We start from the raw sequence: 12,190 nt of genomic DNA on the forward strand, positions 1-12,190 counted from the left end.
TATATGTTACTCAGCGTGCATTTTGTTGAAGCTAACATATTCGTTAATCGGTTTACGGTAACCGCGTGGGCGCTGTTTGGCTTCCGACTTTTTGCCGATGGTGATCAGCATAACGGGTACGTAATGGTTAGGGATTTCCAGACTCCGTTGCAGTTCTTCCGAGTCAAAACCAATCATTGGACAAGTGTCCCAACCGCGATCCTGAGCGATCAGCATCAATTGCATGGCAGACAGGCTGGCATTGCGAATCGCATCCTCACGTTGGAAGAATCTGCCACGAGATTCGTAAAACTCGGTGACACTTTGGGATTCCTGCTCGTATTGGAACGGAGTAAGAGCGCCCAGGTTCAGCAGGCCTTCGTTAATAGTACGGATATGATGATGCGCATTGACGTCGCCCAATACCACGATGACCGCAGAAGCTGTTTTTACCTTATATTGCTGGGATGCTTCATAGACTTTCTCTTTCTGTTCCTCGTCTTTAATTACAAGATAGTGCGTGTGTTGCAGGTTAAAGGCAGATGGTGCAAATTTGTTCAGGGCAAACATTTCTTGCAGTTCAAGATCCGAAATTTCAATTCCTTCTTCAAAAATAACGGCCGATCTACGGTTTTTGACTAGATTCTCCAACTCACTCATGGTAGTTTCCCTCGCTTATGTATGATTTATAAACTGACTATAACACACTTAGTTACTTTATGTAAGTATTATTTTAGAATAAGACAAGGATTGTCTGCCATACGCTAAAATAAAACACTAGAGGTGATTCATGAAAGCATTGATCGCAAGGTATATGGGAGGACATGACCCTCATGAATTTCGGGTATATGTGATCCAATCTTCGACGTTAAAACGTTTTGTAGTCGTGGAGATTATTCTAGGCCCTATCGTGTACAATGTCGCACTTTATTTGTGCCATAATGTAATACTTGCTGGCGTAGGCTCTTGGGCTGGAACAGAAGGTCTGAAGAGACTGCCACTGGTCTTTAGAAAAATCGTTGGGACATGATGAGGGGTGTAAATGAAAGATTGAAGCAGAAGAGGGCCAGTTGCGGCCCCATCTTCTCCTTCAGTCATGTTATCTATAGTAACGCATCTGTTATCTGATCTAATAACTGTCGAAGCTTTGGGTTCAAACCTGCCTTATTTAGCACGTTCCAAATACTGCTCCAGCGTAAGTTTCTGGTTGGTAATCTCACCAGCAATATACACCCCTACATAACGTACATGCCATGGCTCATAGGAGTAACCAGTCAATTTCTCCTGATCTTTGCCATAACGGATGATGAATCCGTACTTGTGGGCATTGGCTTTCAGCCATTTGCCTTCTTTGGTGTTGCCAAAGCTTTGCTGAAGATCATAACCAGCCGAAGCGCTGGAGATATCCATAGCTAGACCGGTCTGATGTTCGCTTTGTCCTGGCCGAGCACTTGTTTTATTGGCAACAGCTTCACCTTTGATGCTGGCATTACGGTCAAAGATCGATTTCTGAGTCGCATACGAGCGATAGCCCGACACCGCTTTGATATCGATGCCGTCTTTTTTGGCAGCGGCAAATAATTTCTCTATCGCGGTTGCAGCCACTTTACGCATCTGTTTCTTCGGACTGGAACCTGAGAAGCTAAAAGGAATATTAGGTACAACCAAATCTTGAGGTGCATAAGTTGAAGGCAGATTTCTCTTTTTATTGACAAGCACAACTGTACTGGACACATTGGTCACGGTTGCCACATTTTTAATCGTTTTGATCGTACGACCAGGTGCATTATCATGCAGAAATTGAGTGAAGCTAGAGCTTGCCGCAGACGCGACGGGATTCAGGCTTGAAGTGATGGGAAACGTAGTAAAGGCAGAACCTGCTACAACAGAGCCTACGAGAATTGTAGATATGATGGATTTACGAGTAAAAGGTTTCATGATGTGTGTTCCTCCTCGGAATATATGAATCTATATACCGAGTATACTAGAGGATTATATCCATAGGTTCTCCAATTGTTTCCGAGTTGTAAACAAAGTTTGCTATATAAGTTGAACCAAAGATATTTACACTGGACACTACGATGACAGAACAACCTTCCGATCGCTGTTATCCCCAGATTTTTTGAATTCCCCTTATAGGGGGAAATCCGGGGATAGCGTATGCTTCCGATGCAGCTTTCTTTCAGAAAGCTTTTAGGCGAACACTTTCGTTTCTTCAGGTTTTTTCTGTCCTCTCCGTTTCGTGTAAATGTTTAGTTCATCTTTTATAGAGTCTTTTTTGCAACTTTGATAGAGGCATATAAACAAAAACACGTTAAAAAAGCCGTTGCATTAGATGCAACGGCTTTTGATGTAAAGAGAGATAATGCTAGATTACTTCAAGTATGCTGGAGACTGTGTTATAGCATGCAGGCGTCGGATCCACCGGAGCTTCCCGCAGTTACTGCACGGGTGTCACGAACGCGAACGTTGGCGCTGAGCACACCAGAATCACTGCTTAATTTGAAAGAAGGATAATTCTCTTCTGTATCCAGCTTCATGTGTTGTTCAAGGTTTAGCTGCTGCTTCGGATCAACATAGAATGGCACCAGATTGGTTTCAATCTGCGCGTCGAGAGCCGCAAGTTCATCAGCAATGATAATAGCGATAACTCCGTTACATCCGCAACCTTCCAAGTCATAGATCACTTTGAAATATCCAGGTTGGTCATTCAGGCTTTCCGTTAATCGTTTGGCAGCCAAATCTGTAATTTGAATATACATATAGGTACACTCCTTTATATGTGGTCATGGTTGTAAGTGGTAAAAGAATTCATTCAGCTTCTATTCCCATTATACCACTTTGGCAAAAATCAAAGCATTTATTTTCTTGACTGATCAGTCTGGAAAAGGTATTCTTTAGTTAATGAATAGGGAGGTGAGGTCTGAAATTGGGAAGAGCCAAGGAGTTTGACACGGAGACCGTTCTAAGAAAAGCAACGTCTGTATTTGGAGCGTACGGTTATGAAGGTACATCTTTGAGCTTACTGCTGAGTGAACTTGGCATTGCGCGGCAAAGCCTGTATGACACCTACGGAACTAAACATGATTTATTTGTCTCTGCTCTTAAATTCTATATTCAGCAGAAGACAGAAGCGGGAATCAGACTATTAGACGAATGTACAAGTGTGAGGCAAGGCGTGACGGAGTTGTTCAACGAAGCGGTTAACGTGTTGACAGACAACGAACGTCGTAATGAATGTTTCATCATTAACAGCGCGGTTGAACAGGCACCACAAAATCACGAAATCGCGGCCTTTATTCAAACCACTAACCAACAAATGGAAGATGTTTTTCATACTGCGCTGTTACGAGGCCAGAGGAGTGGCGAACTGAGGCATGCAGAGGAAGAATTGCCCGGTCTTGCCCGTTTTCTGAATTATTCCCGACTCTCATTGACCTTTACGGCGAAGAGCGGTGCAAGTACAGAAGCGCTGCGAGATTTTGTCCAGATGACCCTAAGGGCTATGGATTAACGTTTTACATGATTCGAGTAAGAATTCTTTACGTTTTCTTAAAAATGGACGCTTAGGGCGTTTATTTTTTGACTATTATAGACCGATTGGTCTGGAAAAAAAACACCAAACAAACTGAAGGAGGAAATAAGGATGACACAATCTCAGCAGTTGGAAGAGGGCAATAGTATACCGTATCGGATCATGCATGGATTTACTCAATTGCTACTGGAGGGAAAACTGGAACAATGGTTGGAGTTATATACATCTGACGCTATTTTCGAATTCCCATATGCACCAGCAGGATATCCTCAGAAACTGGAAGGCAAAGCCGCAATTACGAATCATCTTCATAATCTACTGGGGATGATTGAAATTCAGCAGTTTTCTGAACCGGTGATCTTGGCTGATTCCACGAAACAACAGTTTGTGGCTGAATTTACTTGTAAAGGGCGTTCATTAGTTACAGGCAAGCCATACAACCAAACGTACATCTCTGTAGTGAGCCACTCTAATGGAAAAATTACACATTATAAAGACTATTGGAATCCGATGGTCGTACTCGAATCGGACTTAGGAGGAAACAAGCATGATCAATGATAAACCGTTGACACTTATTACCGGAGCTAATGGAAAGACAGGAAGCCGTGTTGCGGCCATACTTCAAAAGCATCATTATCCGGTGCGTTTGGCAGGAAGAACTAAACCATCTCTTTCTGGTTCTGCCGATAATTATGTCTATTTTGATTGGTATGATTCCGAGACATATGCGCTGGCGCTGAAAAATGTGAATCAGGTGTACCTTGTCATGCCAGTCATGGATATGAACCCAGAAGACGTCATCATTCCGTTCATCAAGGAAGCATTGTGGAACGGCGTTAAGCGATTCGTTTTACTTGGCAGTGCTTCAATTGATGAAGAGGGTCCTATATTTGGCAAAGTACATCAGTATATAAAAGCCCATGCTCCTGAGTGGGCTGTATTGCAGCCTTCCTATTTTATGGAGAACTTTACGGAGGGACCGCATCGGGAGACGACAAAACAACTCGGGAAAATATACAGTGCTACGGGTGAAGGGAAAATTGGATTTGTTAGTGCAGATGATATCGCGGCAGTTGCGTTCCATGCTCTGACGGATATTGTTCCTCATAATACGGAGCATATTATTACAGGGCCGGAGACGTTGTCCTATGGACAGGTTGCAGACGTCTTGAGCCGTGTACTGGGTCAGTCCATCCAGCATGAATCTTTGTCCGATGATAAATTGAGGAACATCATGATTCGCGCAGGAATGTCAGAAGAATACGCTGCTGCCCTCGCAGGACTGGATGTGCCTATCCGTGAGGAGGGGAGAGAAGATCAAACGACGGATACGGTGAAAAAATTAACGGGGAATAACCCGATTTCATTCGAGCAATTTATTCAGAATCATATGGAAGTATGGAAATAATGGAAGAAACATTTTCATATTATGAGAAGACGGTGCCTAGTGCCCGTCTTTTTGCATGTCTACCAGCATGTTGACATCGTTGATTCGAATATGGATCTCTCCCTAACAAGGGACACTAAGGAAAGCAGTGATTATACGAACACACTTTTGGGGAAATAGATGAAGATGAATGTTAGGGCGTGTCTGAAACACGCCCTAGATAAAGGGGCGAAGAGAGCGAATGATTCAGTTCGAAAATGTATCAAAACAATATCCTGATGGAACAACGGCTTTGCGTCAGGTTAACCTCAACATTAACAAGGGAGAACTGTTTGTCATGATTGGTCCGAGTGGATGTGGCAAAACCACCATGCTCAAAATGATCAATCGCCTGATTGAACGAACAGATGGAACAGTGCGCATTAATGAACGCCCAATCGATGAATACAACATTCACGAATTGCGCTGGAATATAGGATATGTGCTGCAACAGATTGCACTATTCCCGCATATGACAATTGCCGAAAATATTGCAGTTGTTCCTGAACTCCGAAAATGGAAGTCAGATCAAATTAAGGAGCGTGTACATACGTTACTGGACATGGTGGGTTTGCACGGAGATACGTACAGTGAGCGTAAACCGTCCGAGTTATCCGGAGGACAACAGCAGAGAATTGGTGTGTTGCGTGCACTCGCTGCCGATCCCGAGATAGTTTTGATGGATGAACCGTTCAGTGCACTCGATCCAATGAGTCGGGAGAAATTACAGGATGATATTTTGGATATCCAGCGTCAGATGAAAAAAACAATTGTGTTTGTCACCCATGATATTCAGGAAGCGATGAAGCTGGGGGATCGCATCTGCATTATGAAGGATGGACAGGTTTTGCAGGTAGGCACCCCGGAAGAACTGATCCGACAGCCAGCGAATGATTTCGTACGTGAATTTGTTGGAAGTCCTAACACCGATACGAGTTCACAATCTGATTTTGATCTCGAATCCATCATGTCACCACTCTCACCGGGTCATGTGCCAAAATCAGCTAAAACCGCCGTTCCTGTATCCATTACGTTGACGGAGTTAGTTGATATCATGGCTTACCATGACCATCTGCTGGTTGAACGTAACCGCCAGATTATTGGCGAGATCAGTCGAGTTGATCTGATGAAATACTGGTCTGATCAGTTACAGGAACGAGGTGAAGGACATGAGTAGATTCACGGAGGTATTCAGTGAGCGCAAAGGTCAGTTGTTGTCTGCTCTGCTGGAACATATTCAGATCTCATTTATCGCATTGTTCTTTGCTGTCCTCATCGCTATTCCGCTTGGTATTTACTTGACACGCAAGCCAAAAGTCGCTGAACCGATTATTGGGGTTACGGCTGTGTTGCAGACGATACCTTCCTTGGCGCTTCTCGGATTGCTCATCCCGTTATTCGGCATAGGCACACTTCCTGCAATCATTGCACTGGTGGTGTATGCGCTGCTTCCGGTACTCCGCAACACGTACACAGGCATATCCGAAGTTGACCCTTCCATGGTGGAAGCAGCGAATGCGATGGGCATGAATAGTTGGCAACGTCTAATCAAAGTGGAACTGCCACTGGCGATGCCTGTTATTATGGCCGGAATTCGGACCGCGATGGTCCTGATTGTAGGAACAGCCACACTTGCTGCCTTGATCGGCGCAGGAGGTTTGGGTGCATTAATTTTGCTGGGCATTGATCGGAACGATACCGCATTGATCATCCTTGGAGCCATTCCGGCCGCATTGCTGGCGATTTTGTTTGATGTACTATTACGTCAGTTCCAGCGGTTATCCTTCAAGAAAACATTGGTTACCTTGGGTTCGCTAGCTCTGATCGCGATACTTGTGATTACCATTCCCTTCGTGGCACGTGGTGGACAGAAGGATCTCGTCATTTCCGGGAAATTGGGGGCGGAACCCGAAATTCTCATTAATATGTACAAATTGTTAATCGAAAAAGATACAGACCTGACCGTTGAACTAAAACCCGGATTAGGCAAAACACCATTCCTTTTCAATGCACTCAAGTCGGGTGATATTGACATCTATCCCGAATTCACGGGGACAGCGATCTCCGAATTTATGAAGGAAACGGCTGTGAGCACCGATCGGACAGAGGTGTACGAACAGGCAAGAGATGGAATGCTGAGCCAGTTCAACATGGTGCTTCTGAACCCTATGGATTACAACAATACGTATACGTTGGCCGTTCCAAAGAGCATCGCAGATCAATACAATCTCAAGACCATTTCGGATCTCAAACCGGTTGAGCAGCAGATCAAGGCAGGATTCACGCTGGAATTCTCGGATCGGGAAGACGGATACCTTGGCATACAGAAAAAGTATGGGATTGAATTTCCGAACGTTGCAACAATGGAACCCAAGCTTCGCTATGGTGCTCTTCAGCGCGGAGATATCAATCTCGTTGATGCTTACTCCACAGACAGTGAGTTGAGACAATATGAACTCGTTGTGCTGGAGGATGATCAGGAGTTATTCCCACCGTATCAAGGCGCGCCGATGCTTCGTCAAGAAACGGCAGATCAATATCCACAACTGGTTGAGGTGCTGAATCAGCTTGCTGGCAAAATTACGGATGATGAGATGCGTCAGATGAACTATGACGTGAACGTAGAGGGAGAGAATCCTGAACAGGTTGCAGCAGAGTACCTTAAACAGACTGGATTGCTATAACAACTTCAGGCATCACTGCAATAGATGTACCAAAAGGATGAGGAGGGACCATGATGACACAAGAAACGTATGACTTGATTGCGATTGGCACAGGAAGCGCGGCAAGCTCTGTAATTACCCGTTGCGCTGAAGCTGGATGGAAAATCGCTGTAATTGATGAACGTGAGTTCGGCGGAACGTGTGCACTGCGTGGCTGTGATCCCAAGAAAGTGCTGGCTGGAGCGGCTGAGCTGATTGACTGGAATGAACGGATGCAAAGGAAAGGAATTCAGGGACAGGCGACCATCAACTGGTCTGAACTTATGGCCTTTAAACGCACCTTTACCGAGAGCATACCTAGAGCAAGTGAAGATCAATTCAAACAGGCCGGAATGGATACGTTCCATGGTAAAGCTTCATTTGTCGATGAAAATCATATTCAAGTTGGAGAAGAAGTGCTCCATGGGAAACACATTCTGATTGCTACCGGTGCAAGACCTGCGCCACTTGAGATTGAGGGCTCGGAGCATCTTCTATATAGTGATGACTTTCTGGATCTGGAACAGCTGCCGGATCGATTAGTTCTGGTAGGCGGTGGATACATTGCATTTGAGTTTGCGCATATTGCGGCCAGAGCCGGGACGGAAGTCCATATCCTGCATCGGAGTGAACAGCCTCTGAAGTCGTTTGATGCGGAGCTTGTAGAATGTTTGTTGCAAAAATCAAAAGAGATCGGCATTCATGTTCACTTGAACGCGGAGGTGAAGTCCATACGGCAAGAGGGGAACGCCTATGTCGTTCATGGCACACGTAATGGTGCAGATCACCAGTGGCAGTGCGGACTTGTCGTTCATGGAGCGGGGCGTGTTCCTAATGTGGATGGGCTGGAATTGGAGAAAGCCAACGTCAGCTACAGCAAAAAGGGGATTACGGTGAACGAGTACTTGCAAAGTGAAAGTAATCCGAGAGTGTATGCTGCTGGCGATGTAACGGATACAAAAGGGTTGCCTTTAACCCCGTTAGCAGGTCAGGAATCCCGGGCTGTATCGTTCAATTTGTTGGAGGGAAATCAACACAAACCTAATTATAAGGTGATGCCTTCCATTGTGTTTACTGTCCCTGCCCTTGGAGCTGTAGGTATGAGCACGGAACAAGCCAAGAAAGAGGGCTACGAGGTGCAGGTAAATGATATGTCGAAATGGTATACTTACAAGCGAACTCATGAAAAATTTGCCATGGCCAAAGTGGTGATCGACAAATCAACCGGGCGTATTCTGGGTGCGCATGTGCTCGGGAGCAAAACAGAAGAATTGATCAACCTTTTTGCAATGGCGATTCAGTTCAATCTGACTATCGATCAGTTAAACACCATGAATTTTGCATATCCTACTGCTGCATCGGATCTGGGTTCTTTAATTTAGAAGTGATGAAGTGGTGATGAACTCCCCTTTGGGATGGAAGGAAGGATGAAAATAACGATGTCATCGGATTTTATTGGGCTTCATGAAGGCAAGTGGACTAAGGAACCCGTTGCTGCACGGATGGATGGGGATCGTTTCGTTGTGGAAGCTCGGGAAGGCAGTGACTTCTGGGAGAACACATTCTACGGGTTCTGTCATCGGGATGGACATGCCATGCTTGCTCCATGGGACGGAACGGAAGCGATTGAGGTATCGTTTGATCTAAGCTCATTCACCGAATTATATGACCAAGCGGGATTAATGTTATGGTACGGAGAAGACCAATGGATCAAGGCCGGAGTTGAGGTCAATGATGGTGTGGCACATGTTGGAGCCGTCGTGACGGATACATATTCGGATTGGTCACTCTCTCCTGTGCCAGAGTGGGGTGGACGAATCGTAACAATCAGAGCCTCCTACAGTAATGAGGCTGTTGTCATTCGTGCACGCACAGATGAGCATCCTTGGCGTACGATTCGGGTTGCACGGTTTGCCTATCCAACGAACAAACATGCAGGTCCATTTCTGTGTTCACCAAAGCGTGCAGGGTTCGAGGTAGCCTTTACCAAGTGGAGATCCACGACACCCGATCAAGACTTGCATACAGATCCGCCGATTACAGATTAAAACAAGTTAAGATGCACGATAAACAATAAAACATGAACAGGTGTATCTGGCTTAGAAAGCAAGACAACACAAATAAGCAAGTCTTCCATTAACGGAGGACTTGCTTATTTGTGTGTTTAAACTTTGGACTGTGAAAAGTCTCCAGTTACTCATTTCATCATTCACCGGGTACAGTGAGTTCTTTTCGCACATACAATAGAGTGCTTGCGAACTTTACTTGAGTTTAACGTTTATTTACTGGTGTCCGTATCCAGGGACTGGGGTTCGGTCTCTTTTTCAACCTCATCATAATTGGACTTATTGAACTCCAGCATACGCTCCTCGTAATCGTCCAGGAACCATAACGGGTCCATACTGTCTTCCTCACCGTTGTAATTGATCACGATTTCTTCGCCAGCTTTGATGTCTGTATACGCGTAGAAGTCAAAGGTGTGGTTATCAAAATTGATATCGTAAGTAGCGTTAGGTTCATAGGAGTGGTTGATCAGACTGCCATAGCCGAGCAGAATCGCGGTATGATTCACCCCATATTCGAACACGTAATCTTCCAAAATCGTTTTTTCGACATGCTCATGATCTTCATTTGGGTAAGGCACAACGGGTGCCTGATGGATAAGCGTTCCTTTGGCAATATCAACGGTAGCAAATACCCCGCGGTTAAACTCACCACCATCACCCAACTTGGATTGTTTCACTTCAATCATAATCTTCACCTGATGCTCTTCGAAGAGCTCCGTTCTATATAATAGTAATTCGTTAAGGCAAAATTTTAACCCATACTTTCATATAAGGCAAATTTCAGACAAAAAGGTGCAATAATTTTTAATATGGCGTTGAGTTGTGCAGGATATAACGCTTATAATATACAAAGAATTAAGTCTATATAGAAAAGGTGTCATGAATGAGCATATTAAATGTAGAAAAATTAAGTCACGGTTTTGGTGACCGTGCTATCTTTAACGACGTTTCATTCCGCCTCTTGAAGGGCGAACATATTGGTCTGATCGGGGCCAATGGTGAAGGTAAATCCACCTTCATGAACATTATTACAGGAAAACTCCAGCCGGATGAAGGCAAGGTGGAGTGGTCCAAACGGATGCGTGTTGGTTATCTGGACCAGCATGCTGTATTGAACAAAGGCCAATCAATCCGTGACGTACTTCGCGGCGCGTTCCAGTATTTGTTTGACATGGAACAGGAAATGAATGATATGTATGGCAAAATGGGCGATGTTACACCGGAGGAGCTTGAACAACTGCTTGAAGACGTGGGTACGATTCAGGATACACTGACAAACCAGGATTTCTACATGATCGATGCCAAAGTGGATGAAACCGCACGTGGTCTGGGTCTGACGGATATCGGTCTGGATAAAGACGTCAATGACCTGAGTGGTGGACAGCGTACCAAAGTATTGCTTGCCAAGCTGCTGCTAGAAAAACCCGATATTTTGCTGCTCGATGAGCCTACGAACTATCTGGATGAATTGCATATCGAATGGCTGAAACGTTATTTGCAGGAATATGAGAATGCTTTTATTCTGATCTCTCACGATATTCCGTTCCTGAACAGTGTAATCAACTTGATCTATCACATGGAGAACCAGAATCTAACTCGTTATGTGGGCGATTATGATCACTTCCAGGAAGTGCATGAGATGAGAAAACAGCAGCTGGAGTCGGCTTACAAACGCCAACAACAAGAGATCGCTGACCTCAAGGACTTTGTAGCGCGGAACAAAGCAAGTGTAGCTACACGTAATATGGCGATGTCCAGACAGAAGAAACTCGACAAGATGGATGTCATTGAGATCGCCAAGGAGAAACCGAAACCGCAGTTCAACTTCCGTGATGCAAGAACATCCGGCAAGCTCATTTTTGAAACCAAAGGACTTGTGATTGGTTACAACGAACCGTTGTCCAGACCACTGGATCTGCGTATGGAGCGTGGACAGAAGATTGCCCTCGTTGGTGCGAACGGAATTGGTAAAACAACCCTGATGCGCAGTATTCTGGGTGAAATTCAAGCTCTGGAAGGAACCGTTCAACGTGGTGAACATCTGGAGATTGGTTACTTCCAGCAAGAGATGAAGGATGCCAACTACAATACGTGTATTGAAGAGATCTGGCAGGAGTTTCCTTCGTATACCCAATTCGAGGTGCGTGCTGCACTTGCAAAATGTGGTTTGACTACAAAACACATTGAGAGCAAGGTAGCTGTACTGAGTGGTGGCGAGAAAGCTAAAGTGCGTCTCTGTAAGCTGATCAATAATGAAACCAACCTGCTTGTGCTCGATGAGCCGACGAACCATCTGGACGTTGATGCCAAGGAAGAGTTGAAACGTGCGCTCAAGGCTTACAAAGGCAGTATTCTTCTGATTTCCCACGAACCGGAATTCTACCGTGATGTCGTTACGGAGACGTGGAACTGTGAGTCGTGGACAACAAAGGTATTCTAAATAGAGGTTGTTCAAAAAGTCCGCTTTTGATTACGAATCATG

At 44.9% G+C, this 12,190-nt stretch carries 13 protein-coding genes; 9 read left to right on the top strand and 4 right to left on the bottom strand.

Annotated features, from left to right (window positions below; translation table 11 throughout):
* Positions 1–6: 6 nt before the first annotated feature.
* Complete coding sequence (locus V6668_RS13525; protein ID WP_047842731.1) at positions 7–639, bottom strand: nitroreductase family protein; 633 nt, start codon at positions 637–639, stop codon at positions 7–9.
* A gap of 130 nt (positions 640–769) precedes the next feature.
* Between V6668_RS13525 and V6668_RS13530 the strand changes: the two genes are divergently transcribed.
* Positions 770–1,009, top strand: coding sequence for a hypothetical protein (locus V6668_RS13530; protein ID WP_235193803.1), 240 nt, complete (start codon positions 770–772; stop codon positions 1,007–1,009).
* 134 nt (positions 1,010–1,143) lie between these two features.
* Here V6668_RS13530 and V6668_RS13535 read toward each other — a convergent pair whose 3' ends face one another.
* Both V6668_RS13535 and V6668_RS13540 read right to left on the bottom strand, forming a co-directional pair.
* Positions 1,144–1,917 (bottom strand): M15 family metallopeptidase, encoded by a 774-nt coding sequence (locus tag V6668_RS13535; protein WP_127545626.1) that lies wholly within the window; start codon positions 1,915–1,917, stop codon positions 1,144–1,146.
* 461 nt (positions 1,918–2,378) lie between these two features.
* A complete protein-coding gene (locus V6668_RS13540; protein WP_338708674.1) occupies positions 2,379–2,741 on the bottom strand; it encodes an iron-sulfur cluster biosynthesis family protein in 363 nt (120 codons plus the stop codon).
* 167 nt (positions 2,742–2,908) lie between these two features.
* Here V6668_RS13540 and V6668_RS13545 point away from each other — a divergent pair, with 167 nt between their 5' ends.
* The 7 genes from V6668_RS13545 (at position 2,909) to V6668_RS13575 (ending at position 9,690) form a co-directional block, all read left to right on the top strand.
* Positions 2,909–3,493, top strand: a complete 585-nt coding sequence (locus tag V6668_RS13545) for a TetR/AcrR family transcriptional regulator (protein WP_338708675.1) — start codon at positions 2,909–2,911, stop codon at positions 3,491–3,493.
* A 132-nt stretch (positions 3,494–3,625) separates the two neighbouring features.
* Positions 3,626–4,072, top strand: a complete 447-nt coding sequence (locus tag V6668_RS13550) for a nuclear transport factor 2 family protein (RefSeq protein WP_076249517.1) — start codon at positions 3,626–3,628, stop codon at positions 4,070–4,072.
* Entirely contained in the window at positions 4,062–4,922 is an 861-nt protein-coding gene (locus V6668_RS13555; protein WP_338708676.1) for an ergot alkaloid biosynthesis protein, read from the top strand. Before V6668_RS13550 ends, V6668_RS13555 begins: the two co-directional genes overlap by 11 nt.
* A 220-nt stretch (positions 4,923–5,142) precedes the next feature.
* Positions 5,143–6,117 (top strand): ABC transporter ATP-binding protein, encoded by a 975-nt coding sequence (locus V6668_RS13560; protein ID WP_338708677.1) that lies wholly within the window; start codon positions 5,143–5,145, stop codon positions 6,115–6,117.
* Positions 6,110–7,624, top strand: a complete 1,515-nt coding sequence (gene opuFB, locus V6668_RS13565; protein WP_338708678.1) for an osmoprotectant update ABC transporter permease/substrate-binding subunit OpuFB — start codon at positions 6,110–6,112, stop codon at positions 7,622–7,624. Before V6668_RS13560 ends, opuFB begins: the two co-directional genes overlap by 8 nt.
* Positions 7,625–7,677: 53 nt before the next feature.
* Entirely contained in the window at positions 7,678–9,024 is a 1,347-nt protein-coding gene (locus tag V6668_RS13570; protein ID WP_338708941.1) for an NAD(P)/FAD-dependent oxidoreductase, read from the top strand.
* Between the two features lie 45 nt (positions 9,025–9,069).
* Positions 9,070–9,690: a DUF1349 domain-containing protein gene (locus tag V6668_RS13575; RefSeq protein ID WP_235193804.1), complete on the top strand. Its 621-nt coding sequence runs from the start codon at positions 9,070–9,072 to the stop codon at positions 9,688–9,690.
* A 230-nt stretch (positions 9,691–9,920) separates the two neighbouring features.
* Here the strand turns inward: V6668_RS13575 and V6668_RS13580 are convergent, their stop codons facing one another.
* A complete protein-coding gene (locus V6668_RS13580) occupies positions 9,921–10,394 on the bottom strand; it encodes an SET domain-containing protein (protein WP_338708679.1) in 474 nt (157 codons plus the stop codon).
* 197 nt (positions 10,395–10,591) lie between these two features.
* On the opposite strand from V6668_RS13580, the gene V6668_RS13585 reads away from it, so the two are divergent.
* Positions 10,592–12,148: an ABC-F family ATP-binding cassette domain-containing protein gene (locus V6668_RS13585; RefSeq protein WP_017688769.1), complete on the top strand. Its 1,557-nt coding sequence runs from the start codon at positions 10,592–10,594 to the stop codon at positions 12,146–12,148.
* The last annotated feature ends 42 nt before the right edge of the window (positions 12,149–12,190 follow it).

It is taken from the genome of Paenibacillus amylolyticus (assembly GCF_036894225.1).
Lineage (GTDB): Bacteria > Bacillota > Bacilli > Paenibacillales > Paenibacillaceae > Paenibacillus > Paenibacillus amylolyticus.

Bases quoted from the DNA above. Each gene is read 5' to 3' on its own strand.
- V6668_RS13555 (WP_338708676.1), top strand. From the start codon at position 4,062: ATGATCAATGATAAACCGTTGACACTTATTACCGGAGCTAATGGAAAG.
- V6668_RS13570 (WP_338708941.1), top strand. From the start codon at position 7,678: ATGACACAAGAAACGTATGACTTGATTGCGATTGGCACAGGAAGCGCG.
- V6668_RS13530 (WP_235193803.1), top strand. From the start codon at position 770: ATGAAAGCATTGATCGCAAGGTATATGGGAGGACATGACCCTCATGAA.
- opuFB (WP_338708678.1), top strand. From the start codon at position 6,110: ATGAGTAGATTCACGGAGGTATTCAGTGAGCGCAAAGGTCAGTTGTTG.
- V6668_RS13585 (WP_017688769.1), top strand. From the start codon at position 10,592: ATGAGCATATTAAATGTAGAAAAATTAAGTCACGGTTTTGGTGACCGT.
- V6668_RS13575 (WP_235193804.1), top strand. From the start codon at position 9,070: ATGAAAATAACGATGTCATCGGATTTTATTGGGCTTCATGAAGGCAAG.
- V6668_RS13580 (WP_338708679.1), bottom strand. From the start codon at position 10,394: ATGATTGAAGTGAAACAATCCAAGTTGGGTGATGGTGGTGAGTTTAAC.
- V6668_RS13550 (WP_076249517.1), top strand. From the start codon at position 3,626: ATGACACAATCTCAGCAGTTGGAAGAGGGCAATAGTATACCGTATCGG.
- V6668_RS13535 (WP_127545626.1), bottom strand. From the start codon at position 1,917: ATGAAACCTTTTACTCGTAAATCCATCATATCTACAATTCTCGTAGGC.
- V6668_RS13525 (WP_047842731.1), bottom strand. From the start codon at position 639: ATGAGTGAGTTGGAGAATCTAGTCAAAAACCGTAGATCGGCCGTTATT.
- V6668_RS13560 (WP_338708677.1), top strand. From the start codon at position 5,143: ATGATTCAGTTCGAAAATGTATCAAAACAATATCCTGATGGAACAACG.
- V6668_RS13540 (WP_338708674.1), bottom strand. From the start codon at position 2,741: ATGTATATTCAAATTACAGATTTGGCTGCCAAACGATTAACGGAAAGC.